This window comes from uncultured Jannaschia sp. (assembly GCF_947494055.1).
Lineage (GTDB): Bacteria > Pseudomonadota > Alphaproteobacteria > Rhodobacterales > Rhodobacteraceae > Jannaschia.
The window spans coordinates 134,694-159,654 of the sequence record NZ_CANLTR010000004.1 but is presented as its reverse complement, the minus strand read 5'-3'; the positions used below and the strand labels follow the sequence as shown (position 1 = coordinate 159,654).

Sequence of the window (24,961 nt, the reverse complement as noted above, 5' to 3'; positions counted from 1 at the left end):
GCTCGTATTCCTCAGCAATACCAGGCGACGACGTGACTGAGCTCGCCGTGCGCGTGAATGGGAAGGGCGACCATCATGGCGTAGCCCCCGGCGGCCGAACCGCTTTCGACCACCGGCAGGCCGGAGCCCAGCGCGTGGCCGACGGGGCCCTGCCAGATGCGGACGGCCCGCTCGCGCCCGGCATTGTCCGGGTCCCAGAGCGGACCTTCGCGGGAACAGATGCCGTCGACGAGACGCGCCTCCTTTTTCGCGCCGACCTTAGCGGTGCGGGCGTCCCAGATCTCGAAGCGCCGGGCGAGCGGCGTGCTGCGTGCCGACAGGAGCGTCAGCACGTAGGTCCGGCCGCCCGGGACCGGGATCGGCAGGCCGAGCCCGTTGGTCAGCCCCGCCTTCCCGGCGCTGTCGGCGCGCATGAAGCGGTAGGCGGAGCCGAGGTCGCGCATCAGGATCGGTGCCTCGGCCGACCAGACCCCGCCGACGAGCCCTTGCCCGCGCGGGAACTGAGTGTGTTGCGACACCCATTCGAAATGGCTGGCCGCGCCGTAATAGCCGTCCTCCAGCGTGAGCACGCCGTCGCCTTCGGCCCAGACCTCGATCGCGCCGACCCGTTCGGCGTCGTCGGCGCAGAGGACGACAAGCACCGCCTTCAACGTCGCCCCCGCGAAGACGGGGATCGCGACGGCGGCGGTCAGGCCGGCGGCTCGCGCCGCCTCCGTCCGCTTGAAGTAGGAGCCGTCGAATTCCTTGAGCACGACGGGCCGCGCCTCGGCCCAGGCATTTCCGGGCAGGCCCTCTCCCTTGCCGAAGCTCTCCCGGGCGGAGGCCACCTCGAACCCGCCAAGCCCCCCGTAGGCACCCCCGCCCCAGACGAGGCGGTCGCCCTCGGGCACCCAGATCTCGGCCACCTCGACGAAGGTGCGGTCGGTCGTGTCGATCACGGTATCCATGTCAGCTTACTCCGCCGCGATGGCCGGCCGGGCCGGCTCGGGTTTCGGTTTGGGTTTCGCGCCGTGCTCGTACTCCTCGAGGAAGCTCAGCACCTGCTCGCGGTAGCGGTAGTAATCGGGGTGCTCGAGCAGGGCCTTGCGCGTGCGCGGGCGCGGCAGGTCCACGTCGACGATGCGCCCGATCGTGGCCTGCGGGCCGTTGGTCATCATCACCACGCGGTCTGCCAGCAGGATCGCCTCGTCGACGTCGTGGGTGACGCAGATGGCGGTGACCTTGGTACGGTCCCAGACCTCCATCAGCACCTCCTGCAACTCCCACCGGGTCAGGCTGTCGAGCATCCCGAAGGGCTCGTCGAGGAGGAGGAGCTTGGGGCTCAGCGCGAAGGCGCGGGCGATGCCGACGCGCTGCTTCATGCCGTTCGACATGTCGGCCGCGCCACGGTCCATCGCGTCCGCGAGGCCGACGCGCTCGAGGTAGTATTCCACCACCTCCTCGCGCTCGGCCCGGCTGGCGCGGGGATAGACCTTGTCGACGCCGATCGCGACGTTCTGCTTGGCGGTGAGCCAGGGGAAGAGGTTGGGCGACTGGAACACCACGGCGCGCTCCGGGTCCGCGCCCATCACGTGGCGGCCGTCGAGCTTGATCGCGCCTTTCGAGATGTCGTTGAGCCCCGCGGCCATCGTCAGCACGGTGGACTTGCCGCAACCGGAATGGCCGATGAGCGAGATGAACTCGCCGCGGTTCACCTTCAGGTCGAAATCCTCGACCACGGTGAGCGGGCCCTTCGGCGTGGGATAGACCTTGTGGAGTTGCGAGAAGTCGAGGAACCGCTCCGCGATCAGGCCCTCCGCCGCGTCCTTCTGCGCCTTGGGCAGCCCGTGGATCGGCGTGACGTTGGGCAGGGTCCGCCGCCCCTCCTCGCGCGTGGCGATCCCGACATCCATGAGGTAGCCGGTGATCTCGGCGCGCAGGCGCTTGAAGCCGTCGTGGTGGTTCATCTCCGCCCGGTCGCGCGGCCGCGGGATCGAGACCGCGAACTCCCGCCCGGGCGTGCCGTCGGGGTTCAGCGCGACGATCCGGTCCGCAAGCGTGATGGCCTCGTCCACGTCGTTGGTGATGAGCACGCAGGTCTTGCGGTCCGCGTCCCAGATCGCCTCGATCTCGTCGGCGAGATTGGCGCGGGTCAGCGCGTCGAGCGCCGAGAGCGGTTCGTCCAGCAGCAGCACGTCCGGGTTCATCGCGAGCGCGCGGGCCACGTTCACCCGTTGGCGCATGCCGCCCGACAGCTCCGCCGGCCGCCGCCCCGTGGCGTGGGACAACCCGACCATCTCGACGTAATGCGCGACCTTCGCGTCCTTCTCGGTTCCGGAGAGGTTCGGGAACACCGTGTCCACCGCCAGCCGCACGTTCCCCGCGACGGTCAGCCACGGCATCAGTGAATAGCTCTGGAAGATCACGCCACGCTCGGGTCCCGGCCCGGTGACGGGCGCGCCCCGGAACGTGACCTGCCCTCTGGTCGGGGCCTCGAGCCCCGCCATCAGGTTGATAAGCGTGGTCTTGCCCGTCCCCGAGAAGCCGAGGATGACGAGGAACTCGCCTTCGGCCACGTCGAGGTCGATGCCCTTGAGGACGGGCGTGTCGCCGAAGCTTTTGGAGACGCCGTCGAAGGTCAAAAGGCCCATGCCGCTCACCGCTGGTTCGTGAAGGTGAAGGCCGCCTGGATCGCGAACATGACCCGGTCGAGCAGGAAGCCGATGATGCCGATGGTGAGGACCGCGACCATGATCCGCGCGAGCGAGGAGGAGGAGCCGTTCTGGAACTCGTCCCAGACGAACTTCCCGAGGCCCGGGTTCTGGGCCAGCATCTCGGCCGCGATCAGGACCATCCAGCCCACGCCCAGCGACAGGCGCAGCCCGGTGAAGATGAGCGGCAGTGCCGAGGGCAGGACGAGCTTGGTGATCTTCGTCCAGGTGTTCATCTTCAGGACCTTCGAGACGTTCACGAGGTCCTTGTCGATCGAGGCCACGCCGAGCGCCGTGTTGATCAGCGTGGGCCAGAGCGAGCAGAGCGTGACGGTGATCGCCGAGACGAGGAACGACTTGGCGAAAAGCCCGTCATTGGTGACGTAGACCGCCGAGACGATCATCGTGACGATGGGTAGCCAGGCGAGCGGGCTGACCGGCTTGAAGATCTGGATCATCGGGTTCAGCGCGGCGTTCGCCGTGGGGCTCAACCCCGCGAGGATGCCCAGCGGAACGGCGACCGCGGTGGCGATCAGGAAGCCGAAGAAGACGGTGAATATCGAGGTGCCGATCTGCTGGTAGTAGGACGGGGCGCCGGTATAGGCGACGTCCTTCACCTCGTCGCCCCGGCCGGCCTCGATCAGACGCTCGTTGCGCATGGCGACCATCGTCTCGAACTTCTCCCGCTGCGCGCCGGTGCGGACCGCGTCGGCGTGCAGGCCCGTCGCTTCCTGCCAGACCGCGACCGGCCCCGGCACGGCCCCGAGCGAGGTCTGCACCTGCGGTGCGAGCGCAGCCCAAAGCGCGAGAAAACCGGCGATGGCGAGAAGCGGGACGCCGAGCAGGCGCCAGATCTCGGAGACCTGCGCCCGCGGATTGTCGCCTGCCGCGGCCCGCAGGACCGGCGTCATCCATGCGAGCCCCAGGACGCGGAACCACGCATCCGCCTTGTTGATGTGGGTGAACCAGCGGGCGCGGCGGGCCTCGCGGTGTTCGGCTTCGATGACGTTCGGGTCGACGGCGGTCATGGCAGGTGTCCCGGGTTCATGTCCTTGGAAGGTCTTTCGAGGTCGTCTCGGGCGCGGCGGGAGGCGCCGCATCCGGCCCGTCGCGTCAGCCCTGGATCTCGGAGCCGACGATCGTCTGGTCGCCCTTCAGGCCAATCTCGAGGCTGTCGAGATAGGCGTTGGGCTGGCGGCCGTCATAGGCGATGCCGTCGATGATATCCTCGGACGGCGTGGGCGCGCGGTAGCCGTCGCTGTCCCAGGGAAAGGCGTCCTCGGGGGCCAGCCCCTCGTCCACGAGCATCCGTGCCGCCTCGAGATAGATGTCGGGCTTGTAGACCGACCGGGCGATCTCGTCGTACCAGCCGTCTTCGTGGGCCTCGGGGATCTGGCCCCAGCGGCGCATCTGGGTGAGGTACCAGATCGCGTCGGAGTAGAACGGATAGGTCGCGTCGTGGCGGAAGAAGGTGTTGAAGTCCGGCACCTCGCGCACGTCGCCCTTCTCGTACTCGAAGGTCCCGGTCATCGAGTTCGCGATGACCTCCGCGTCGGCGCCCACGTATTCGGGCCGGGCCAGGATCTCGACGGCCTCCTCGCGGTTGGCGTTGTCGTTCTCGTCGAGCCACATGGCCGCGCGGATCAGCGCCTTGGTGATGGCGAGCGTGGTGTTGGGGTTCTCCTCGACGAACCCGGCGGTCAGGCCGAACACCTTCTCGGGGTTGTTCTTCCAGATCTCGTAATCGGTGATGACCGGTACGCCGATGCCCTTGAACACCGCCTGCTGGTTCCAGGGCTCGCCCACGCAATAGCCGTAGATCGTGCCGGCCTCGAGCGTGGCGGGCATCTGCGGCGGCGGGGTGACCGACAGGAGCACGTCGGCCTGGATCTGCCCGGTGGCGTCGCCGTCGCCGTAGAAGCCCGGATGCAGCCCGCCCGCGGCGAGCCAGTAGCGCAGCTCGTAATTATGCGTCGAGACGGGGAAGACCATGCCCATGTTGAAGGCCTTGCCGTCGGCGCGGTAGCTCTCGACCACCGGGGCCAGCGCCTCGGCCGAGATCGGGTGCTGCGGCAGGCCGTCGGCGTTCTCGGGGATGTTCGGCTTCATCTCCGCCCAGACTTCGTTCGACACGGTGATACCGTTGCCGTTCAGGTCCATCGAGAAGGGCGTGACGATATGCGCCTCGGTGCCGTAGCCGATCGTGGCGGCCAGCGGCTGCCCGGCGAGCATGTGTGCGCCGTCGAGCTGTCCGTCGATCACCCCGTCGAGCAGCACCTTCCAGTTGGCCTGCGCCTCGAGCGTGACGAACAGCCCCTCCTCGAGGAAGTAGCCCTGCTCGTAGGCCACCGCGAGCGGCGCCATGTCGGTAAGTTTGATGAAGCCGAAGGTCAGCTCGTCCTTTTCCAGATCGAGCATCTGCGCAGTGCCCGGCGTGGCGAGCGCCGTCGCCGCGACGAAGCCGAGGATCAGTCGTTTCATGTTCAGTCCCTGTCTTCAGGCCGGGGTCGGGGCCGGCCAAACACACAAAAAGCCGCTGACACGCTTCGCGAAGGTCGCGAAGGGTCGAGCGGCTTTGCTCAGATGGCCCGGTCTTTCGGGGGCTGTGTCACGACGGGCTACGCTGCCTGCCGTCACGTTCTCCGTGCCGCCGGCCGTTCCCGAAGAAAAGTCCTAATCAGATCCCAGGATGCGAAAGGCGCCACTTTGCGGCAAGGTTCGGCAGACCTGCCCGGATCGGCGGCACTTTGCGAACGGGACCCGCCGCCCGGAGCATGGCAAGCTGACGGAATCCGATCAGCTCGATCACGCCGGCGCGACCGCGAAGAGGTCGCGAAAGCGGTTTCGAAGCGCGTTCTTCTGGACCCTGCCCATCGTGTTGCGCGGCAAGGCGTCGATCAGAACGAGTTCGCGGGGCCGCCTGTAGCCAACGAGCGCCTCCCGCGAGGCCGCGCCGATCTATGCGAGATCCGGCCGCGCCTCGCGCTCCGGCACGAGCCCGCCTACCGGCGTCTTGCCGAAACCGAAATGCGGGACGCCGATGGCGGCGGATCCGAGCATGCCCGGCCGCATGTCGAGCACGAGTTCGATCTCCTTCGTATGGATATTGTGGTCGGAGATGGTGATGTCCGTGCCGCGTCCGACGATGGAGACGTCGCCGTCCGAGATCGCCGGTGATGCAGAAACCGGACGCCGCGCGTCAGAGCGAGACGCGCAACCTGTCGCGCGGCAGGCCGGGCAGGTTGCGCATGTCGAGCGAAAGATCCTGCCGCGGCAGGGCGGACCAGTCCACGTGGTCGAGCAGGGTCCGGGTCGTCGCCAGCATCAGGTCCTGCGTCACCCATTCGCCGGGGCATCGGTGGTTCGTCTCGTGCGCCCCGCCCCCCTGCGGGATGAGCGTGAAGGGGTCGCCCTGCCAGCCGTCGAAGCGCGATGGCCGGAACGCGTCGGGATCGTCCCACGCGGCCGGGTCGCGGTTCGTGCCCCAGATGTCGAGCGCGACCAGCCGACCCGCGGGAATCACGTGGTCGCGCCAGGCGGTGCGGACCCGGGCGCGGGCAACGAGGGCGGGGAAGAACGGATAGGTCCGCCGCACCTCCTGCACGAAGCCGTGGAGCCGGTCGGGATCCGACCGAAGCGCCGCCACCTCGTCCGGCTGCGTCGCGAGCGCGTGGGCCGCGAAGGTCAGATAGGCCGAGATGGCGACGAAGGGCCTTAGGATGTTTAGAAGCTCCACCGCCGCCACCCGCGGCGGTAGCAAGGCGCCGGTCTCGTCGCGCCATGTGGCCACGACCGCGAGCGCGCTGCCTTCCGGCGGCGAACAGATGCCGTCCCGCACCGCCCCGATGAGTTTCGCCGCCCAACGATCGGCGCGTCGGCGCGCGAGGCGTGCCACGACCTGGCGCAGGTCCACCGAGCCGGCATGCTCGAAGAGATGCGAGAGCATGCGCGTCCTGTTCTCCTCCTCGCTCATGTCGAGCGGCACGCCCGCCCAGTCGCAGACGGCGCGGGTCAGGATGCGCTCGAACGCGTCCTGCAGGACGACCTCCCCCGGCTGTCGGAGGCGCGCCGCGATGCCGGTTACGGCCCGTTCGATCAGCGTATCGGTCCGGCCCGGTCCGAGCAGGGACAGGAACAGCGCCTTGTGGTGCCGATGCGCGGCGCCGTCGAGCCCCTGCACCCCGCCCTCTCCGAACAGGGTCCGGCGCAGGAACCGCGGCGCGGCGCCCTCTCGTGTAAAGAGGTCGCGGTCGTAGAAGAACCGTGCCGCCTCCACGCCCGAAAGGCAGAGGGTCCGTTCGAGCATCAGGCGGGTCTCGAACGCGTCGGAGCCAACCGCGTCGCAGATGCGGCGGATGAACCGGTAGGGATCGGCGCGAAACGGCAGGGTGCTGTCGAATGGCGGCATGCGGTCAGGAGTTCCAGCGCCAGTCGCGGATTTCGGGCATGTCATCGCCGTGCTTCCGGATGTAGTCGTGATGCGCCTCGAGGCGGTCGCGACAGACCCGTTCGAGCTCCGCCGTCTCGTCCCCGTCGCGTCCGCTTCGCGTTGCCGCGTCGAGGGCCAGCGTGAAGCGGTCGATGCCGTTCAGCACGGCCATGTCGAACGGCGTCGTGGTCGTGCCCTTCTCGCCATAGCCGTGGACGTGGAACCCGGCATGCCCCGCGCGTCGGTAGGTCAGCTCGTGGATCAGGCCGGGATAGCCGTGAAAGGCGAAGACGACCGGGCGATTCCGGGTGAAGCAGGCGTCGAAATGTTCGTCGGACGCGCCGTCCGGGTTTCGCGGCGCTGGCTGCAACGCCATTAAATCGACCACGTTGACGGCCCGCAGCCGCAGGTCGGGCATATGCGTGCGCAAGAGCGCGATCGCGGCCAGCATCTCGATCGTCGGCACGTCGCCCGCGGCGGCCATCACCACCTCCGGGTCCGCATCGCCGGCGGCCCAGTCCCAGATGCCGAACCCCGCCGCGACGTGGTTACGGGCGGCGTCGGCGGAAAGCCATTGCGGCTCCGCCTGCTTGCCGGCAACGATCACGTTCACCTTGTCGCGGCTGCGCAGCACCCTGTCGGCCACGTGCAGGAGCGTGTTGGAGTCGGGCGGAAGGTAGATGCCGACCAGTTCCGCCCCCTTGGTGACGAGGTGGTCGAGAAAGCCCGGATCCTGGTGGCTGAAGCCGTTGTGATCCTGCCGCCAGACATGGCTCGACAGCAGGTAGTTCAGCGAGGCCAGAGGCGCGCGCCAGCCCGTCTCCTTCGCGCCGCGCAGCCACTTGATGTGCTGGTTCGCCATCGAGGAGACGATGTGGATGAAAGCCTCGTAGCTGTTGAAGAGCCCGTGCCGACCGGTCAGCAGGTAGCCCTCCAGCCAGCCTTGGCAGAGATGCTCGCTCAGTACCTCCATCACCCGACCGTCCGGCGCGACGTCGACATCGGTCTCCCGGACCTCGCCGCTCGCCATGCGGGCGGTGACGTCGAACACCGCATCGAGCTTGTTGGACTCGGTCTCGTCGGGTCCGAAGAGGCGGAACGTCTCGGGGTTTCGGCGCATCAGTTCGGCCAGCCATTCCCCGAGGAGATGGGTCGCGCCGGCGGTCACGCTTCCCGGCGTCCCGAACGTCAGCGCGTGATCCGCCGGATCCGGCAGGTCCAAGGGCCGCAGGAGCCGGCCGCCATCGGCATGCGGGTTCGCCCCGATCCGCCGAGGCCCTTCGGGCGCGAGCGCACGGATCGCGTTCGAGGGTGCGCCATCCGGGAAAAGGGCGGCCGGGTCGTAGCTGCGCAGCCAGCGCTCGAGTTGCGCGCGATGCCCGGCATCGTCGCGAACGCCCTTCAATGGCACCTGATGGGCGCGGAACGTGCCTGCGACGGGCGCGCCGTCGACCTCCTCCGGCCCGGTCCAGCCCTTCGGCGTCCGGAGCAGGATCATCGGGGGATGCGCGCTGCTGCCCGTTTCGCGCCGGGCGGCCTGCGCGTCGAGCACGTCGTCGAGCGTCTCCGCCATCGCCGCGTGCATCCGCGCCGGTTCGTCGCCCGACACGACCCGCGGCGCCCAGCCCAGACCCGAGAACATCGAACGGAGGTCATCGTCCGACGTCCGCCCGAGGATCGTCGGCGCCGCGATCCGGTAGCCGTTCAGGTGCAGGACCGGCAGGACGACCCCGTCGCGCTGCGGGTGGAGGAACCGGTGCGAATGCCAGTTGGTCGCCAGCGCGCCCGTCTCCGCCTCCCCGTCGCCGATCACGCAGGCGACGGTCAGGCCGGGGTTGTCGAAGGCCGCGCCCGTCGCGTGGGCGAGGCTGTAGCCCAACTCGCCCCCCTCGTGGATCGAGCCGGGCGTGGGCGGCGAGGCGTGGCTCGGCACGCCGCCCGGGAAGGAGAACTGCCGGAACAGGCGCCGCATCCCCTCCGCGTCGCGCGATACCTCGGGGTAGATCTCGGAGTAGCTGCCGTCGAGCCAGGCATTGGCCAGCACCGCCGGCGCGCCGTGGCCTGGTCCGGCGACGAACAGGACGTCGAGGTCGCGCGCGCGGATCGCCCGGTTCAGATGCGCCTGAACGAAGTTCAGCCCCGGTGAGGTGCCCCAGTGCCCCAGAAGCCGCGGTTTTATGTCCTCGCGCTCAAGCGGCCGGTCGAGCAGCGGGTTGTCCATGAGGTAGATCTGCGCGGCCGACAGGTAGTTCGCGGCCCGCCACCACGCATCGACGCTGTCGAGCATGTCGCTCATGCGGTGCCCTCCACCAGTCGCGACGTTTCGATCGCCATGATCCATTCCTCCTGTTCGGCGAAGGCGCGGATCTCGATGGCCGCGTCCGGGTGCGAGATACGCTCGTCGTTGCGCGCGTTCGCATCCGGGTCGAGACGCACGCCGAGAAACGCCAGATCGGCGCAGATGCAGGCCCGGATCTCCGGCTGCTCCGCACCGATCCCGCCGGTGAAGACGAGCGCGTCGAACCCGCCGAGGCTGACCGCCATCGCGGCGGCGCTTTTGGCCGCGCTTCGGCAGAACAGCGCGAGCGCCGCCTCCGCCTCCGGCGCCCCGGACGGGATCAGATCGCGCGTGTCGTTGCTGATCCCGGAGACACCGGCGAGGCCGCTCCGATGCCAGAGCAGGTCCGCGACCTCGTCCGCGGAGAGCCCGCGATCCTGCATCAGCGCGAGGATGAGCCCCGGGTCGACCGCGCCGGACCGCGTGCCCATCATCAACCCGTCGAGCGGCGTGGCGCCCATGCTCGTGTCGATGCTGCGCCCGTCCCGGATCGCGCAGGCGCTCGCCCCGCCGGACAGGTGCAGCGCGACGACGCGACCGCGCTGCGGGGCGACATCGCGCAGGCGCCGCGCCGCCCATGCGTAGGACAGGCCGTGGAAGCCGAAGCGCCGGAGGCCCGCCGTGGCCCCGGTCTCGGGCAGCGGCAGACGGCGTGCGATGTCCGGCAGGGTGGCATGGAAGGCCGTGTCGAACACGGCGACCTGCCGCAGATCCGGTCGGGCCGCCGCGATCGCCCGCGCCGGACCGAGCGCCGCCGGCTGATGGATCGGGGCGAGCGGCGCGAGGGTCCCGAGCGCCGCCATCTCGTCCTCGGTCAGGTCGACGGCCGGGGCGGTCCGGTCTCCGCCGTGGACGACACGGTGCGCGATCACGGACGGCTCTCCCGTATCCCGTTCGACCGCGTCGAGGATGCGACAGGCGATCGCCGGGAAATCGGACGTGTCGGACACGTCGAGACGGCGTGCCGGGCCGTCGGCCGGCCGTAGCAGGACGACATCCTCGGCCGAAAGATCGACGCCCCCGTCGAAGGTGAGGGCCAGTGCCTCCCCCTGCCCGCGGAACGCGGCATAGGACAGGCTGGACGATCCGGCATTGAAACAGAGGATGTTGACCAAGAATGCCTCCTGCGCCTCGCCGGCCGCCCGCAGAAAAACAGCGCGTGGGTCATGCAGTTCCCGACCCCTTCGATCGAGGCACCATTTCGCATGGATCTCCCCGGTCCCTGTTGTGCGCATCGCTGCGCGGGGGTCACGCTTGCGCATGCATTGGCGGCCGTTTTCATTGCAGCCGGTCAGCGAACGTCGTCGTCGAATAGCTGCGGCCGGGCCGGAACATGGTGCGGGCGGCCGGACTCGAACCGGCACGGCCTTCCGGCCCAGGCATTTTAAGTGCCATGTGTCTACCATTCCACCACGCCCGCACGGCGCGTGGGTGCCAGTTCTGGTCCCATGTCCCTGCGTATCGGGTCAGGCCACCGATCTGAACGGCATCATCGGCCGCGGTTGCGATTTTTTGTCTGGCCGCGACCGTCCCGCCACGTCCGCACGCCTGCGAGACAGGCGGAGCGCAAGCTCAGAGATCAGTCCCGTCGGGCTCGATCAGGAGATATTGCCGCTCGCTCAGCCAAGGGTTGAATTCGAGCGCCGCGCGGATTGCGTCCTGGCCCTCGCGGATGCGCCCCAGCTGGATCAGGGTCAGACCCTTGCCCGCGATCGCCGCAACATGCCGGGGGCGCAACGCGATGGCGCGTTCGAGGTCGGGCAGCGCGGCGGCGTAGTCCTCGCGGATGAACTGGGCAAAGGCGCGCTGGTTGTAGCCTTCGGCATAATCGGGGCAATACGCGACCAGCCGGTCGAAGGCCGCGATGGCCCCGTCGAGATCGAAAGCCGCCCGCCGCGCCATCCCGTCGTCGAGCATCCGTTGTGCGTCGTCGTCGGGGGCCTTGGCCCAAAGGGTCCACATCTCGTTCGAGATCTGCCGCGCCGCGTTCGCGCTCTCTGCACCCTGCACATCGTCGAGAAGCCGGTCGATATCTGCCGCGATGTCCGGGTTTGGCGGGCATTCCGCCAGCACCGGGCCGGCAGCACAGAGGAGTATGGCGATCGGGGACCAGACGAACATGCCGTTGGATGGTGGCCTGTCCCGGCCCGGGGTCAAGCCTGACCGTGGCTCAGTGACGCACGGCAGTCTTCCTCGCGTCCGAGGCCGCGAGGCGCACGCCCACCTTCTGCAGGTCCGGTGCTAAGGCAACGAATCCCGGAGGAAATCTGCCGCGGGCCTGAAGACCTTCGGCGTGATCAGCGCGGCGGATCAGTCTCAGCCGCGCTCGGGGTCCAACCAGCCGACCGCCTGCAAATCGCCATGCCCAGGATACGGGGCATGCCATTGGCATGCCCCGGAAGCGCCCGACGACGAGCAGGGACGCAGCGAGCAACACCTCAGAACGTCTACGTCCAGGCCCACTTCTCCGATCAGTCGGCCCTTGCCATCTGCCGGAGTTCAGATGGGAATTGGTCGGCGCCCAGCCTGATCTGCGCGTCTTCCGGGCAACATGACCGAGGTCGCGCGAAGATCGAGCGATGGCGGGAGGCGTCGCTCATATGGCTTGTAGTCAGGCAGTCAGGTCAGGCACCCGCGCAGGACGCGCCGCCCCCGACGCCGCAATGACCGGAGGGACCGGCCCGCCCGTCGCCCAATCCAGCAACTCCACCGTGTGGACGACCGGGACCTGCGTGCCGCCGCCGATCTGCATCATGCAGCCGATATTGCCGGCCGCGATCACGTCCGGCTTGCGTGCCTCCAGCGTCGCGACCTTGCGCCGCTTCAACTCACCCGCGATCTCGGGCTGCATCAGGTTGTAGGTTCCCGCGCTGCCGCAGCAGAGATGCGCGTCGATCGGCTCGACCACGGTGAAGCCCGCCCGCGCAAGAAGCGTCTTGGGTGCGGCCTTCACCTGTTGTCCGTGCTGCAACGAGCAGGCCGCGTGATAGGCCACGCGCAGCGGCCCGTGCCCCTCGGTCTCGGGAACGTGCTCGGTCGGGATGCCGCCGACCCCGTCGCGGGCCGGCCGCAGGGGTATCTCGAACGGATGGTCCTCCGGCAGCAGGTCCAGCAGCACTTCGGACACGTCCTTCGCGAGCGCGCTGACCTTCGCGGCCTTCTCCGCCAGCGGATCGTTGCGGAACATGTGGCCGTAATCCTTGACCGTCGTGCCGCAGCCGGAGGTGTTGACGACGATCGCGTCGAGCCCCCCGCCCGCCATCTCCGCACTCCAGGCCTCGATGTTGCGGGCCGCGAAGGCATGGCTTTCGTCGGCCTTACCCATGTGATGCGTGAGCGCGCCACAGCAGCCCGCGCCCTTCGCCACGACCACCTCCGCGCCGAGTCGGGTCAGCAGCCGGATCGTCGCATCGTTGATGTCGGTGTTGAGCGCCTTCTGCGCACAGCCCGTCATCAGCGCGACGCGCATCTTCCGCTCGGCCGCCGGAAAGGTCTGCGGATCGTCATTTCGGCTCACCGGCGGGATCGTCTTCGGCGCCATCGCGATCATCGCCCTGAGACGCGCATCCGGCATCAGCCGCGCGAAGGGGCGGCCGAGCTTCGCGCCCAGCAGCGCCAGCCGGAAGCGCCCCGGATAGGGCAGGATCCGGGCCAGCGTCCAGCGCAGCATCCGGTCCATGAGCGGTCGTCGGTAGGTCCGCTCGATATGCGCCCGGGCGTGATCGACCAGATGCATGTAGTGCACGCCCGAGGGACAGGTCGTCATGCAGGCCAGGCAGGAGAGGCAGCGGTCGATATGCTTGACCGTCTTCTCGTCGGCGTCGCGCCCGCTCTCGAGCATGTCCTTGATGAGGTAGATGCGACCGCGCGGAGAATCGAGCTCGTCACCCAGGACCTGATAGGTCGGGCAGGTCGCCGTGCAGAACCCGCAATGGACGCATGCGCGCAGGATCTCGTTCGAGCGTTTCGTGTCCGGATCGGCGAGTTGCTCGGGCGTGAAGGTCGTCTGCATCTCAGGCTCCTGCCCCGGCGAGGACGCCCCGCGGATCGAACTTCGCGCGCAAGCCGGCCGTCAGCGCCGCGATCGCCGGTACCTCGGGCGGCAGGTCGACCCCGCCGCGCACGCGCGTGGCGTGGCCATCGAACGATCCGAGCCGGGCGCGCAGTTCCGTCCCCTCCGCCACGCGAACCCAGATTAGCCCCCCGCCCCAGTCGAGCAGCACCGCCTCCGCCCCGGCACGGGCGACGAGTTCGGGGGCATGGCTCGGCCGCGCGTGGATGCGCCAGACATCGCCCGGCCCCGCCATCGCCTCCGCATCGCGCACCCCGCGCCAGATGCGTGCCGAATCGGCGAGGTCGAGCCGGGTCGTCGTCCCGAAGGCGGCGAGCCGACCCGCAAGTTCACCGGCGCGATAATCGACCGATCCCGCCAGCCCCTCGATCCGGAGCCAGGTCGCTCCCGCGGCGGGATCGTGGGCGGCCGCGTTCACCTCGAAAGGCGAGGTCAGGCCCGACGCCATCGCGCGGACTGCCTCGGCCACCGACAGGCCGTCGAGCCGCAGCGTTGCCTCCGTCGCGGCTGCGGGGAGGACCTTGAAGCTTACCTCGCTCAGGATGCCGAGCCGGCCGCGCGATCCGGCGAGAAGCTTCACCAGGTCGTATCCCGTCACGTTCTTCATCACCCGCCCTCCGTTCTTCACCACGCGCCCCTCGCCGTCCACGAAGCGCACTCCGATGAGCGAATCCCGGCAAGCCCCGACGGTCACCCGGCGCGGCCCCGACACGTTAAGCGCGACCGCCCCGCCGATGGTCGGCACCCCCTCGGTCCCGAGAAGCCCGCGATGGTCCATCGGCTCGAACGGCAGGCGCTGCCCCTCCGCCTCCAACGCCGCCTCGATCTCGGCCATCGGCGTCCCGGCTCGTACGACGAGCGTCAGCGCGCCCGGCTCGTAGAGCGTGATTCCAGACAGCCCCGCCGTCGTCAGCCCGTCGCCCTCGGCCGGCATGTGACGCGTCGCGCCGCCCTGCACGGCCAGGGGTCCGTTCGCGCCGCGCACGATCTCGGCCAGTTCCGCCTCGGTCTCGGGTCTCAGCACCGCCCCATCCGTCTTTGCTTCGTAAATATCCCCGCCGGAGGCGCCGCCATTCGCATCAGGCGCGGCGCTCAGCGGTGGTCGCGAGCGGGAAGACCTTGGCGGGGTTCAGCAACCACTTCGGGTCGAACACGTCCTTCACCCGCATCTGAACCTCCATGTCGTCCGCCGTGAACTGGTGGCCCATCAGGTCCCGCTTCTCGACGCCGACGCCGTGCTCGCCCGTCAGGCAACCGCCTACCTCGACGCAGAGCTTGAGGATCTCGGCCCCCATCTCCTCGCAGAGCTCTAGGTCGCCCGCCTTGTTGGCGTCGAACAGGATCAGCGGATGCATGTTGCCGTCGCCCGCGTGGAAGACGTTGCCGACCTTCAGTCCGTAGCGGTCCGACAGATCGGAGATGCCGCGCAGCACGCGCGGCAGTTCGCTCACCGGGATCGTGCCGTCGAGGCACATGTAATCGTTGATCTGCCCCATCGCGCCGAAGGCCGACTTCCGGCCGAGCCAGATGCGCGCGCTCTCGTCGTCGGAGGTCGAGCGACGCAGCTCGACGGGTTCGTGGCGCCGGGCGATTTCCTCGATCAGGCCGAGCTGCTCGTCGATCTCCGCCTCGGACCCTTCGACCTCGACGATGAGCAGCGCCTCCACGTCCGGATAGCCCGCGCCGGCGAAGGCCTCGCTCGCCCGGATCACCGGGCGGTCCATGAACTCGATCGCGACCGGCAGGACGCCGGCCTTGATGATGTCGGCGACGCAGGCGCCCGCCGTCTCGTTGTCGTCGAAGGCGATCAGCACGGGGCGCGCACCCTCGGGCTTGGGCAGCACGCGCAGCACCGCCTCGGTCACCACGCCGAGCTGACCCTCGGAGCCGCAGACGACGCCGAGCAGGTCGAGCCCGCCCGCATCCATGTGCGCCCCGCCGATCTCGACCACGGTGCCGTCCATCTGCACCAGCGTCACGCCCAGAAGGTTGTTGGTCGTCACCCCGTATTTCAGGCAATGCGCCCCGCCGGAGTTCATCGCGATGTTGCCGGCGATGGCGCAGGCGAGCTGCGAGGAGGGGTCGGGCGCGTAGAAGAACCCGTCCGCCTCCACCGCGCCGGTGACCGACAGGTTGGTGCGGCCAGTCTGCACGCGGATGAAGCGGTCGTCGTAATTGACCTCGAGCACATCGGTCAGGCGGGCCACGCCCAGGATCACCGAGTCGGCCGTGGGCAACGAGCCGCCCGCGAGCGAGGTCCCGGCCCCGCGCGGGACGACGGGAATGTCCATGTCGTGACAGATGCGCAGGACATGCGAGACTTCCTCGGTGCTGCGCGGCAGGACGACGGCGAGCGGCGGGCATTTGTAGGCGGTCAGCCCGTCGCATTCGTAGGCGCGCAACTCCGTCTCCGCGTACACGATCGCGTCCTCGGGCAGGACCGCGCCCAGGGCACGGACGAGCTCGTCCTTGCGGGCGAGCGTGAAGGGATCGACCTTTGGCATTTCCATGACGCGTCTCCTCCGGCGGCTTTCTCAAGATATCGCCAAATTTGCCGGAGGCAAACCGGTCCCCGCCTGCTAGGACGTCCGTGCGATGCCGGACCTTCTGACCTTCTTCTCGCCGCTCGATGCGGTTGCCGTCCTCGTCCTCCTCGGCAGCTGGGGTCTGGCCGGCTGGGTGATCGAGAACCCGCCCGCGCGCCGCATCTCGGTCAGCCGCCTGATGAACGCCTACCGACGCGACTGGATGGTGGAGATGCTGACCCGGCAGCCGCGCATCTTCGACGCGACGATCCTGGGGTCGCTGCGGCAGGGCACGACCTTCCTCGCCTCGGGCGCGATGATCGCCGTCGGCGGCGTGCTGGCGCTCGCGGGCAATGCCGAGCGTCTGGACGACGCGGTGATGGGCATCGGCGTCGAGGGCCATCCGGTGGCATTCTGGCAGACGAAGCTCGCCCTGGTCGCGCTGTTCCTGACTCATGCCGTCTTCAAGTTCATCTGGTCGAACCGCCTGTTCGGCTATTGTGCCGTGGTGATGGCGTCGGTGCCGAACGACGTGACCGACCCGCAGGCACTCATCCGTGCCGCCAAGGCGGCGGAGATCAACATCCGCGCGGCGATGAACTTCAACCGCGGGCTCCGCTCCGTCTATTTCGCCTTCGCCGCACTGGCCTGGATCCTCGGCCCCCTGCCCCTCCTCCTTGCCGTGGCGGCGATCGGCTGGACGGTGCTGTCGCGCGAATTCGCCTCGACGTCGCGCAGCGTCCTGATGGAGGACTGAGCCATGCGCGTCCTGATGCCCCTTGCCCTCATTGCCGCCCCGGCCCTCGCCGATACGCCGGTGATCGAGCATGTGGAGGCAATGCGGCTCGCGACCGGATGGCGCTTCGACGTGACCGTCCGCCATGCCGATGCCGGATGGGAGCACCATGCCGACGGCTGGACCATCCTGACAGAGGCGGGCGAGCCGCTGGGGCATCGTGAACTACTCCACCCGCACGACGACGAACAGCCGTTCACCCGCTCGCTGTCCGGGGTCGGGATCCCGGCCGGCACGGAGCGCGTGATCCTTCGCGCGCATGACAACGTCCACGGCTGGAGCGTGGGTTACGAAGTCGTGCTGCCCGAGGAATAGCTCAGCCCGAATGCGCGCCCTCGGCGAGCGTCCTGACATAGTCCAGCACCGCCTCGACGTCGTCGCCCTTGCCGATCCGGTCCACGATGGCGGAGCCGACGACGCAGCCATCGGCGACGGCGGCGATGTCGCGCGCGGCGTCCGGCGTCTTGATGCCGAAGCCCACGATCACCGGCAGGTCGGTCGCGGCCTTGATCCGCGAGACCTCCGGCGCGACCTTCTCGGCGCTGGCCGATCCCGCGCCGGTGATCCCGGTGATCGAGACGTAGTAGACGAAGCCCGACGTGTTCTCGAGCACCTTGGGCAAGCGGCGATCATCCGTCGTCGGCGTGGCGAGCCGGATGAAGTTCAGCCCCGCCCGCTGCGCCGGAATGCAGAGCTCGTCGTCCTCCTCCGGCGGCAAATCCACGACGATCAGCCCGTCCACCCCGGCTTCGCGCGCCTCCTCCAGGAAACGGTCGACGCCCCGCGAATAGATCGGATTGTAATAGCCCATCAGGACCACCGGCGTCGTGTCGTCATGCGCGCGCAGGTCGCGCACGATGTCGAGCGTCCCCTGCAAGGTCATGCCGCCGTCGAGTGCGCGCTGCCCGGCAAGCTGGATCGTCGGCCCGTCGGCCATCGGATCGGTGAAGGGCAGGCCCAGCTCGATCACGTCCACGCCCGCGTCGCCCAGACCGCGGACGATGCGCTTGGTCGTCTCCGTGTCCGGATCGCCGGCCATGATGTAGGTGACGAAGGCCTTGCGGTTCGTCGCACGCAGGCGGGCGAAGGTGTCGTCGATGCGCGTCATGAGGACCCCCGGGCAGTTCGCCAGAGGGAGTGCGACACTTGCGCGCCCGGGTCAATCGTCCGGCCGCGGATCGCCGAGGCAACTGCCTTTCGGCACGAAAGGTCTGGAAGCCCGGCGGGCGCGACCCCATTTCCCCTGCATGAACTACATACTCGCCATCCTCCTGCCGCCGCTGTCGATCCTGCTCGCCGGGCGTCCGATCCTCAGCATCGTGACCTTCATCATCTGGCTGCCGGCCCTGTTCTTCTCGGGCGGGTTGACCCATCCGATGTTCATCCTCCTCGCGTGGTTCGTCATCTTCGAGGGACGCAACCGCAGGGCCTGACCTTGCCGGTCCGCCGGCCTGCGCGTATGGGACGCCCCGGTTCCAGCGAAGGGTGAGATCATGGGCTTCAGGATGGGCATCGTCGGGCTGCCGAACGTGGGCAAGTCCACGCTCTTCAACGCGCTGACCCGAACCGCGGCCGCGCAGGCGGCGAACTTTCCCTTCTGCACGATCGAGCCGAACGTGGGCGAGGTCGCCGTGCCCGACGCGCGCCTCGAACGTCTCGCCGCGATCGCGCAGTCGAAGCAGGTGATCCCGACGCGGATGACCTTCGTCGACATCGCCGGGCTGGTGAAGGGCGCCTCGAAGGGCGAGGGCCTCGGCAACCAGTTCCTCGCCAACATCCGCGAAACCGACGCCATCGCCCACGTCCTGCGCTGTTTCGAGGATGGCGACGTCACCCATGTCGAGGGACGGGTGAACCCGGTCGAGGATGCCGAGGTCATCGAGACCGAGCTGATGATCGCCGACATGGAATCGATCGAGAAGCGCCTGCAGGGGCTGAGCCGGAAGGTGCGGGGCGGCGATAAGGAGGCGGTGCAGCAGGAACGCCTGCTCAACGCCGCGCTCGCCGCGCTGGAGGATGGCAAGCCCGCCCGGACGGTCGACGTGACCGAGGACGATGCGCGCGCATGGACCGGGCTGCAGCTCCTGACGACGAAGCCGATCCTCTATGTCTGCAACGTCGACGAGGGGTCGGCCGCGGACGGCAACGCGCATTCGGCCGCCGTCGCCGAAATGGCCGCGCGACAGGGCGCGGCGCATGTCGTCATCTCCGCCCAGATCGAGGAGGAGATCGCGCAGCTTTCCGACGCGGAAGCCGCCGAGTTCCTCTCCGAGATGGGGCTCGAGGAGCCGGGTCTCGACCGTCTGATCCGCGCGGGCTACGAGCTTCTCGCGCTGGAGACCTACTTCACGGTCGGACCCAAGGAGGCCCGGGCCTGGACGATCCGTCGCGGCACGAGCGCGCCCCGCGCGGCGGGCGTGATCCACGGCGATTTCGAGAAGGGTTTCATCCGCGCCGAGACCATCGCCTACGACGACTTCGTGTCGCTCGGCGGCGAGCAGGCCGCCAAGGAGGCCGGCAAGATGCGCGCCGAGGGCAAGGGCTACGTCGTCCGGGACGGCGACGTGCTGCACTTCCTCTTCAACACCTGACACGCCTCGGCGGGACCGCGGCGTTCCGCAGCGGCGAAAACACGCCATTGTGTCCTTGTTAGGACATGCCATCTATGCCCATTTTCAATGACGCGGGCCCGAGGGGAACGGGCCTGCCGAGGTTTGCCAAGGAGTCATTCATGCAAAGACGTCACCTGCTTGCTGGGAGCGCCGCGCTCGCACTGTTCGGTCGCCAGGCCGTGGCCCAGTCGATCCGCCCCGACTTCCTGCCGGTGGAGGTGCGTATTCGCGACGACGTTCCCCCGAACGAACTGCATGTCGTGCCCGACACGTTCATGCTCTACTGGACGATGCTGGGCGGCCGCGCGATGCGCTACATGGTCGGGATCGGTCGTCCGGGTCTTTACGAATCCGGACAGTTCTATGTCGGCGCCAAGAAGGAATGGCCGAGCTGGACGCCGACCCGCGAGATGATCGAGCGCGATCCCGATTCCTACAAGCAGTTCGAGGAGGGGATGCCCGGCGGCCCCGACAACCCGCTCGGCGCCCGCGCGCTCTACCTGTTCGAGCCGGGTCGCGGCGACACATTCCTGCGCATCCACGGCACCAATGCGCCTAGCACGATCGGCACCGCGGTCTCCAACGGTTGCGCCCGCCTGGTGAACGACCAGATGATCGAGCTCTACAACCGGGTGCCGCTGGACTCGCGCGTGATCCTGCATCCGAAGACACTGCTCTGAGGCGATCGTCGCGCGAAGGGGCTTTTGCCCTTGTTCCCCCGCGCGACCGCCTGCTAGACCCGCCGACGGAGACGTGGCCGAGTGGTCGAAGGCGCTCCCCTGCTAAGGGAGTAGGCGGGAAACCGTCTCGAGGGTTCGAATCCCTTCGTCTCCGCCACAAGGCCTTATTTTAATGAATAAATCTGGGATTGCGGACGGATAGTAGAGTTAGCTTGTTCGAAGCTTGCAAGCAGAACGGTGCATGAACGACCATCGTCCTGTGGCACAATATCGGCACAGTTAATCCGATGCCAAGCATGCCCATGCTGCTGATGAGCTGATTATGCTACGCGCATTCGATCGTCCGAAGGAAAGCATCCGCTGGGCACGGGAAGCAGTCGACGAGTTCCAGTCCGGCTTTCGACAGTTCTTCGAAGAGCAAACCCGTCCTCCGGTCCTCCACCCATGTTACCCCTATGTGAGAATCATCGATCTGGAGCCGGAGACCTTCGATCAGATTCACAAGCTGCGCTTCTGTTATGCCTTGCCTAGAGCTTTGGAAAGGAAGGCCAATGAGGCCCTCCAAAACATAAGGAATTCCTTCGACCAGAGCCTTTTCGCGGCGTGTACCGCCATCCATAAAGTTCCGAGGAGAGGAGACCTCAGATTTCCTTGGTGTACTACTCCTAACGACCTCGCCGCGCGCCTCAATAAGCGGCAAATCATCCCTGCCGAATTTCACGAAATCATACGGCGGGAAGAGCCATATCCGACTGGTGATGGATACACCGGGGGTAATGATACAATTCGCCAGATCGCCCATCTTGCGAATGATAAGCATACTGTCGGGCTCAAGGTCTTGACGCATGCCGCCGTAGCACGTCCTCCAAGCATCATGTCGCTGGATCCGTGGGTCGTCGTCCCTGAACCGTCTTGGAACATGGTGAAGAACGAGATATTTCTCTGTAAGGTCTCGCCACGATCGAAAGTGCACGACAACTACCAGCTCAGCCTTCAGGTAGCTTTCGACGTATCCGCGCCCGTTGGGGATATGGCCGCGGATACGCTTCTGGGCGAATTCGCGGATCGCGCCAAACGTTTTGCGGAAGTGATCGAGGCTCGATGCACTCGTCTTATCCAATGACTGCAGCACCATCGGTCCTCGCTTGTCCAGTTCGGTAATCGGACTGTACGTGAGAACGACCATTGTTGCGTTGTGGGCTGAACCAGCGAACGCTGCAACGACGGATCACCCGAAAAATGTTTTGGCAGCCCACCCTGCTCCAGCACCGACGAGTAAAGTAAGAAGGTGTGTAACTGACTGATCTAATTTTGAGGCAGTCCATCTCCTAATTCGTGAGATAGGTCGTGCGTCACGGACAGCTTGGCGCCCTTCCTCGGTAAGAATAGCACACATCGAGTCATAGAATAGTTGGCCCCGAACAAGGCCGGCAGGCTTTAAGCGATCGAAAGCTTCTCGATCTTCTGGAAGATTACCAGGAATAGTCTCAATAGCTGGTCCAACCGCTCCAGAATCTTCGAGCTTTCTCAGAAATCGTAGGTCGTTGTTAGAGAGCGTCATTTCAGTGTCACCGTCGGCTCTTCGAGCCGCCTTTGTAAAGGATCGGTATGATGAGTCAGAACCCTACGCGCACGGATTTGCAAGCCGCCGAAAAGATGGGTCCCGCCAGCGACCTCCGTTGAGGCGTGCGCGCGGACAAGTCGTGAACGATCCGTGAATGTTGAGGGCGGTCGAGCTCGATGACGCCCTACCAGTCCGTCACCCAGGTCGACGTAAGCATCACGTTTCTAGGAAGCCCTTCGCGCTTCAGGACATCCCAGACGTCAGACTTCAAGTGACCGGCCACGCCCGTGCCGACAGGCTCCAGGAGGAATCGCGCGTCCGGCATGTTCACGGCGTAGTCGAGGAGCCTGCAGAGAGCCGCATCGATCTCGCGAAACGGGACCTGCTCGGAGTTCGGTCCACGCGTGGTGATCGCGTAAGCGTTTCCCGTCGCACCGTCCGAGACACCGAGCTGCGCACCGAAAGCCTCAGCGGCGTGGATAGCGCTTCCGTCATCATGCCGCCCGGCCCGGTCAGTACCGAAAACATAAATCTCTCGCATCGAAATCTTCCTTCAGTAGTGCCGCCCTGTCCTCGATATCGAGCAGCATCTTCGCGCACGCGAAACTGCCAAGGTTCGCCCCGTGATTGCTATCCGCCATATCTGGCGACTTGACCGCGAGTGAATGTTGAGTCGCGAGCGGGCCTCGCCTAAGGCGTCCGAATGTCCCGTCCCATTCCGTCCGAGCTGCTGACCCGTGTCCCTGTCGCAGGTCACGCTCTCGCCGTCTGGCGCCTGGACGGTAGGCCAGGCGATCACCCGCACAGCTTGCGCGAGTACCTCGCCGACCCGGCGAACCAGTATGGCACGCTACTCTGGTCGGACGGCCATGACGGCATCGCCAAGGCGCACCAGGTCAGGTGGACGGATCGCAACTGGGACTACGGGGGCCCGGGCGGACGGCTCTTCGCAGACCCGGTGCCGCCGGTGCCGGGGCGGCAAGACGGCTGACTCTCGTGAGCACGCGCTCTGCCTGGCGAAACCGCTCGACGTTCCCGCTGAAGCACGCATCGATCACGCGCAGCTTCGCCTCGGGAAGCGCCCTTGGACCATGCGCAGCGACGAGTTCGGCCGCCTTCCGGCGGATCGCAGCACGTCTGGCGCGCATGGTATCGAGCAGGCGAAACATGCCAACCTGATGCCCGGATAACGGAGCCGAGACTTGGCAATCATGAGGCGGCTGCATGACGCTTCGTTCAAAATCGAGCGGCCGAAACGAAAAAGCCCCCGGCCGCATCACGCGGCCGGGGGCTATGTACTCTCGGCAATCGGACCTTAAGGGCGTGTCGCCTGACCTATCGGGATGTTCTCGATGCAGATCGGTTCCGGCGGCATGTATGGCGTCTTCGCTCCAGGGATCTGACCCGGGCAATCCGTGTAGACGGGCGCCAGGCAATAATCGAGGAACCCTGGCGGAACGACCCGGTCCGGGACCTCGACCTGCCAGTCGAACGTACGAGGGGTGTCGCCGATATTCCGGGCCGGCCGCTTGTTCGTCGGGATCGCCGCGAACCTGTTTCCGCTTTCGGGATCGAGCCAGTAGAACTCCGTCTCGCCCGGGATGACGCTGCAGCTCGCGCCGGCTGTTGTCCGCTCGATCGTTGCCCGGATGATGCACGTCCCGCGCTCGGTGCAATCGGTCAGCGGCCCGCTTGCGGGGACTCGGAGTCGTGCCACCTCGCGTGGAAGCTGTGCCAGCCGCTCGATTGCGTCGATGCGCTCGATCGCGACGCTCTGGCTGGCAATGATCTGGTCGATCTTGCCTTCGAGGCGATCCCGACCTTCCTCTATGCCGTCGCGAAGCTCACGGTTGGCATCCCGGATCTTCGCGTCGATCCGCTCGTCGATCTTCTGCATCAGGGTTTCGGTCTGGTCGTTGATCCACCGGTTCCACGACCAGACACCAGCTGCACCCCCGAGGGACGCGACCGCCATGACCGATCCGGCAACGAATCCGACGAACCCCTTCGACACGCCCTCTCGAAAGAGGTCTTCCGTCCGTATCTGTGTCATGGCTATCCCCTCCCGCACGCCCGATCCAAGCTCTCGATGAGCGCGTCGCCGGTCAGCACCACGTCGTCTGACCCTTCGGTCGCCAGCGCCACGGCATGGGCGCGGACGCGGGGTTCCAGCCCGTCACAGAGACCCCGTGCGGCGCCGCTACCGTTGCCCCCGGCGAAGCAGCCGGTCACGAGCGGCAGTAGTATTGCCATTGTCAGCAGCGACAGGCCCCGACGCGCGGTCGAATGTGTTGTCATAGTCCTGTTTCTCCTGTTGCTTGTGAGCCTTCCGTTCGGATCGCTTGCCGCCCCAGAAGGCCGCGCCGATGGCAGCGATGATCGCAGCAACGACGCCGAGGATCGTGGCGAGGTCGCTCACGTGCCTGCCGCTTGCGGATCGTCGCGCTCGCGGACCATGTAGCCGGCGAAGAGGCCCGAGCCGATGGCGATAAGCGGCTGAACGGCAACGCGCGCGCCTTCGATGCACTCAGTTGCCCCCGGCCAGAAGACCTCGAGCAGCGGCATGGCGACCGCCACCGCGCCACCGACTCCGGCGAAGTATTTGACCTTGCGCGTCGGCGCGGCGGTCGGCTGCGGGACTTTGCGTCCTTTGGTCATGTCACTTGCTCCATTTGAAGATGGCGAAGGCCCCGGCGAGCGCGGCGAGGATCGCAGCGACGATGCCGGGCTTCGGATGGGGTAGCTCGACGTCGGGCCGCACTGGCGGCGCGACGATCGGCGGCCGGTTCACATCCGCCCACCAAGCGCCGGCGTCGAAGCCCGGGCATTGCGTCGAGGCGTAGGGCATGTCCCGATGGCCCACGACGGCGACGGGTCCGAACCGTTCCTGCAGCTCGCGGATCAGCCGGACCATGGCGGCTGTCTGTGCCGGTGTCCGGGTGTCGAAGCCCTTGTTCACGTCGGCCGAGACGACACCGCCTTCGTAGCAGATGCCGATGCTCGAAGAGTTGTTGCCCTTGGCGTGGGCGCCGACCTCGAAGCGGCCAGGCTGCGACAGGTCGCGGCCCGTCTCCGCCATGCCGTCGCGCCGGATAAAGTAATGGTAGCCGATCTCGGCGAACCCACGCTGGCGGTGCCATTTGTCGATCTCGGCCGCGGTGATCGGCCGCCCGTCGATGGCCGTCGCGCTGTAGTGGATGACGATCGTCGTCACCCTGTCGTCGGGTAGATAGGACATGGCGTCCTCCCATGCGG

25 protein-coding genes and 2 tRNA genes are annotated in these 24,961 nt (G+C 67.3%); 8 read left to right on the top strand and 19 right to left on the bottom strand.

The features are described 5' to 3' along the window. Positions 1-11: 11 nt before the first annotated feature. The 13 genes from Q1A87_RS05865 to Q1A87_RS05805 all read right to left on the bottom strand — a co-directional run bounded on the left by Q1A87_RS05865 (position 12) and on the right by Q1A87_RS05805 (position 16,039). A complete protein-coding gene (locus tag Q1A87_RS05865) occupies positions 12-947 on the bottom strand; it encodes a GAF domain-containing protein (RefSeq protein ID WP_299648117.1) in 936 nt (311 codons plus the stop codon). Positions 948-953: 6 nt separating this feature from the next. Next, positions 954-2,630: an ABC transporter ATP-binding protein gene (locus tag Q1A87_RS05860; protein ID WP_299648115.1), complete on the bottom strand. Its 1,677-nt coding sequence runs from the start codon at positions 2,628-2,630 to the stop codon at positions 954-956. A gap of 5 nt (positions 2,631-2,635) precedes the next feature. Further along, positions 2,636-3,718 carry an ABC transporter permease gene (locus tag Q1A87_RS05855; protein WP_299648112.1) on the bottom strand — a complete coding sequence of 361 codons (1,083 nt, stop codon included), beginning with the start codon at positions 3,716-3,718 and terminating at the stop codon, positions 2,636-2,638. 85 nt (positions 3,719-3,803) lie between these two features. After that, positions 3,804-5,171: a CmpA/NrtA family ABC transporter substrate-binding protein gene (locus Q1A87_RS05850; RefSeq protein ID WP_299648108.1), complete on the bottom strand. Its 1,368-nt coding sequence runs from the start codon at positions 5,169-5,171 to the stop codon at positions 3,804-3,806. Positions 5,172-5,648: 477 nt separating this feature from the next. Further along, positions 5,649-5,771, bottom strand: coding sequence for a hypothetical protein (locus Q1A87_RS05845; protein WP_299648105.1), 123 nt, complete (start codon positions 5,769-5,771; stop codon positions 5,649-5,651). Between the two features lie 118 nt (positions 5,772-5,889). Then, positions 5,890-7,098: a cytochrome P450 gene (locus Q1A87_RS05840; protein WP_299648101.1), complete on the bottom strand. Its 1,209-nt coding sequence runs from the start codon at positions 7,096-7,098 to the stop codon at positions 5,890-5,892. Between the two features lie 4 nt (positions 7,099-7,102). Further along, positions 7,103-9,415, bottom strand: a complete 2,313-nt coding sequence (locus Q1A87_RS05835; RefSeq protein ID WP_299648098.1) for a phosphoketolase family protein — start codon at positions 9,413-9,415, stop codon at positions 7,103-7,105. Next, a complete protein-coding gene (locus tag Q1A87_RS05830; RefSeq protein WP_299648095.1) occupies positions 9,412-10,572 on the bottom strand; it encodes a hypothetical protein in 1,161 nt (386 codons plus the stop codon). The genes Q1A87_RS05835 and Q1A87_RS05830 overlap by 4 nt, the downstream gene beginning before the upstream one ends. 219 nt (positions 10,573-10,791) lie before the next feature. Then, positions 10,792-10,877 (bottom strand) — tRNA-Leu (locus tag Q1A87_RS05825). A gap of 152 nt (positions 10,878-11,029) precedes the next feature. Beyond that, positions 11,030-11,578 carry a hypothetical protein gene (locus Q1A87_RS05820; protein WP_299648092.1) on the bottom strand — a complete coding sequence of 183 codons (549 nt, stop codon included), beginning with the start codon at positions 11,576-11,578 and terminating at the stop codon, positions 11,030-11,032. Between the two features lie 490 nt (positions 11,579-12,068). After that, positions 12,069-13,469 carry a glycolate oxidase subunit GlcF gene (glcF, locus tag Q1A87_RS05815; protein WP_299648089.1) on the bottom strand — a complete coding sequence of 467 codons (1,401 nt, stop codon included), beginning with the start codon at positions 13,467-13,469 and terminating at the stop codon, positions 12,069-12,071. Between the two features lies 1 nt (position 13,470). After that, positions 13,471-14,550 carry an FAD-binding protein gene (locus tag Q1A87_RS05810; RefSeq protein WP_299648470.1) on the bottom strand — a complete coding sequence of 360 codons (1,080 nt, stop codon included), beginning with the start codon at positions 14,548-14,550 and terminating at the stop codon, positions 13,471-13,473. 58 nt (positions 14,551-14,608) lie between these two features. Next, on the bottom strand, positions 14,609-16,039 hold the full coding sequence (locus Q1A87_RS05805; protein WP_299648086.1) for an FAD-linked oxidase C-terminal domain-containing protein: 1,431 nt from the start codon (positions 16,037-16,039) through the stop codon (positions 14,609-14,611). Between the two features lie 85 nt (positions 16,040-16,124). Here Q1A87_RS05805 and Q1A87_RS05800 point away from each other — a divergent pair, with 85 nt between their 5' ends. Both Q1A87_RS05800 and Q1A87_RS05795 read left to right on the top strand, forming a co-directional pair. Further along, complete coding sequence (locus tag Q1A87_RS05800) at positions 16,125-16,811, top strand: DUF599 domain-containing protein (protein WP_299648083.1); 687 nt, start codon at positions 16,125-16,127, stop codon at positions 16,809-16,811. Between the two features lie 3 nt (positions 16,812-16,814). Continuing rightward, entirely contained in the window at positions 16,815-17,165 is a 351-nt protein-coding gene (locus tag Q1A87_RS05795) for a hypothetical protein (RefSeq protein ID WP_299648080.1), read from the top strand. 1 nt (position 17,166) lies between these two features. Here the strand turns inward: Q1A87_RS05795 and trpA are convergent, their stop codons facing one another. Beyond that, positions 17,167-17,958 (bottom strand): tryptophan synthase subunit alpha, encoded by a 792-nt coding sequence (trpA, locus tag Q1A87_RS05790; RefSeq protein ID WP_299648078.1) that lies wholly within the window; start codon positions 17,956-17,958, stop codon positions 17,167-17,169. A 139-nt stretch (positions 17,959-18,097) separates the two neighbouring features. Between trpA and Q1A87_RS05785 the strand changes: the two genes are divergently transcribed. The 5 genes from Q1A87_RS05785 to Q1A87_RS05765 all read left to right on the top strand — a co-directional run bounded on the left by Q1A87_RS05785 (position 18,098) and on the right by Q1A87_RS05765 (position 21,265). Beyond that, positions 18,098-18,283, top strand: coding sequence for a hypothetical protein (locus Q1A87_RS05785; protein ID WP_299648075.1), 186 nt, complete (start codon positions 18,098-18,100; stop codon positions 18,281-18,283). Between the two features lie 60 nt (positions 18,284-18,343). Further along, a complete protein-coding gene (ychF, locus tag Q1A87_RS05780; protein WP_299648072.1) occupies positions 18,344-19,441 on the top strand; it encodes a redox-regulated ATPase YchF in 1,098 nt (365 codons plus the stop codon). Between the two features lie 140 nt (positions 19,442-19,581). Continuing rightward, on the top strand, positions 19,582-20,142 hold the full coding sequence (locus Q1A87_RS05775; protein WP_299648069.1) for a L,D-transpeptidase: 561 nt from the start codon (positions 19,582-19,584) through the stop codon (positions 20,140-20,142). Between the two features lie 67 nt (positions 20,143-20,209). After that, positions 20,210-20,299, top strand: a tRNA-Ser gene (locus Q1A87_RS05770). A gap of 165 nt (positions 20,300-20,464) precedes the next feature. Then, positions 20,465-21,265 carry a hypothetical protein gene (locus Q1A87_RS05765; RefSeq protein WP_299648066.1) on the top strand — a complete coding sequence of 267 codons (801 nt, stop codon included), beginning with the start codon at positions 20,465-20,467 and terminating at the stop codon, positions 21,263-21,265. 625 nt (positions 21,266-21,890) lie between these two features. Here Q1A87_RS05765 and Q1A87_RS05760 read toward each other — a convergent pair. Next, positions 21,891-22,247: a hypothetical protein gene (locus Q1A87_RS05760; RefSeq protein WP_299648063.1), complete on the bottom strand. Its 357-nt coding sequence runs from the start codon at positions 22,245-22,247 to the stop codon at positions 21,891-21,893. 162 nt (positions 22,248-22,409) lie between these two features. Here Q1A87_RS05760 and Q1A87_RS05755 point away from each other — a divergent pair, with 162 nt between their 5' ends. Then, complete coding sequence (locus Q1A87_RS05755; RefSeq protein WP_299648060.1) at positions 22,410-22,697, top strand: hypothetical protein; 288 nt, start codon at positions 22,410-22,412, stop codon at positions 22,695-22,697. A 324-nt stretch (positions 22,698-23,021) separates the two neighbouring features. Here the strand turns inward: Q1A87_RS05755 and Q1A87_RS05750 are convergent, their stop codons facing one another. The 4 genes from Q1A87_RS05750 to Q1A87_RS05735 form a co-directional block, all read right to left on the bottom strand. Next, positions 23,022-23,759 carry a hypothetical protein gene (locus Q1A87_RS05750; protein WP_299648057.1) on the bottom strand — a complete coding sequence of 246 codons (738 nt, stop codon included), beginning with the start codon at positions 23,757-23,759 and terminating at the stop codon, positions 23,022-23,024. A gap of 2 nt (positions 23,760-23,761) precedes the next feature. Then, a complete protein-coding gene (locus Q1A87_RS05745; protein ID WP_299648054.1) occupies positions 23,762-24,004 on the bottom strand; it encodes a hypothetical protein in 243 nt (80 codons plus the stop codon). Positions 24,005-24,121: 117 nt separating this feature from the next. Further along, positions 24,122-24,364 (bottom strand): hypothetical protein, encoded by a 243-nt coding sequence (locus Q1A87_RS05740; protein ID WP_299648051.1) that lies wholly within the window; start codon positions 24,362-24,364, stop codon positions 24,122-24,124. Position 24,365: 1 nt separating this feature from the next. After that, on the bottom strand, positions 24,366-24,944 hold the full coding sequence (locus Q1A87_RS05735; protein ID WP_299648048.1) for an N-acetylmuramoyl-L-alanine amidase: 579 nt from the start codon (positions 24,942-24,944) through the stop codon (positions 24,366-24,368). Between the last annotated feature and the right edge of the window lie 17 nt (positions 24,945-24,961).

Coding starts and splice junctions, on each gene's coding strand:
- Q1A87_RS05865 (WP_299648117.1), bottom strand. CDS start 947: ATGGATACCGTGATCGACACGACCGACCGCACCTTCGTCGAGGTGGCC.
- Q1A87_RS05860 (WP_299648115.1), bottom strand. CDS start 2,630: ATGGGCCTTTTGACCTTCGACGGCGTCTCCAAAAGCTTCGGCGACACG.
- Q1A87_RS05855 (WP_299648112.1), bottom strand. CDS start 3,718: ATGACCGCCGTCGACCCGAACGTCATCGAAGCCGAACACCGCGAGGCC.
- Q1A87_RS05850 (WP_299648108.1), bottom strand. CDS start 5,171: ATGAAACGACTGATCCTCGGCTTCGTCGCGGCGACGGCGCTCGCCACG.
- Q1A87_RS05840 (WP_299648101.1), bottom strand. CDS start 7,098: ATGCCGCCATTCGACAGCACCCTGCCGTTTCGCGCCGATCCCTACCGG.
- Q1A87_RS05835 (WP_299648098.1), bottom strand. CDS start 9,415: ATGAGCGACATGCTCGACAGCGTCGATGCGTGGTGGCGGGCCGCGAAC.
- Q1A87_RS05820 (WP_299648092.1), bottom strand. CDS start 11,578: ATGTTCGTCTGGTCCCCGATCGCCATACTCCTCTGTGCTGCCGGCCCG.
- glcF (WP_299648089.1), bottom strand. CDS start 13,469: ATGCAGACGACCTTCACGCCCGAGCAACTCGCCGATCCGGACACGAAA.
- Q1A87_RS05805 (WP_299648086.1), bottom strand. CDS start 16,039: ATGGAAATGCCAAAGGTCGATCCCTTCACGCTCGCCCGCAAGGACGAG.
- Q1A87_RS05800 (WP_299648083.1), top strand. CDS start 16,125: ATGCCGGACCTTCTGACCTTCTTCTCGCCGCTCGATGCGGTTGCCGTC.
- Q1A87_RS05795 (WP_299648080.1), top strand. CDS start 16,815: ATGCGCGTCCTGATGCCCCTTGCCCTCATTGCCGCCCCGGCCCTCGCC.
- trpA (WP_299648078.1), bottom strand. CDS start 17,958: ATGACGCGCATCGACGACACCTTCGCCCGCCTGCGTGCGACGAACCGC.
- Q1A87_RS05785 (WP_299648075.1), top strand. CDS start 18,098: ATGAACTACATACTCGCCATCCTCCTGCCGCCGCTGTCGATCCTGCTC.
- ychF (WP_299648072.1), top strand. CDS start 18,344: ATGGGCTTCAGGATGGGCATCGTCGGGCTGCCGAACGTGGGCAAGTCC.
- Q1A87_RS05775 (WP_299648069.1), top strand. CDS start 19,582: ATGCAAAGACGTCACCTGCTTGCTGGGAGCGCCGCGCTCGCACTGTTC.
- Q1A87_RS05765 (WP_299648066.1), top strand. CDS start 20,465: ATGCTACGCGCATTCGATCGTCCGAAGGAAAGCATCCGCTGGGCACGG.
- Q1A87_RS05760 (WP_299648063.1), bottom strand. CDS start 22,247: ATGCGAGAGATTTATGTTTTCGGTACTGACCGGGCCGGGCGGCATGAT.
- Q1A87_RS05755 (WP_299648060.1), top strand. CDS start 22,410: ATGTCCCGTCCCATTCCGTCCGAGCTGCTGACCCGTGTCCCTGTCGCA.
- Q1A87_RS05750 (WP_299648057.1), bottom strand. CDS start 23,759: ATGACACAGATACGGACGGAAGACCTCTTTCGAGAGGGCGTGTCGAAG.
- Q1A87_RS05745 (WP_299648054.1), bottom strand. CDS start 24,004: ATGACAACACATTCGACCGCGCGTCGGGGCCTGTCGCTGCTGACAATG.
- Q1A87_RS05740 (WP_299648051.1), bottom strand. CDS start 24,364: ATGACCAAAGGACGCAAAGTCCCGCAGCCGACCGCCGCGCCGACGCGC.
- Q1A87_RS05735 (WP_299648048.1), bottom strand. CDS start 24,944: ATGTCCTATCTACCCGACGACAGGGTGACGACGATCGTCATCCACTAC.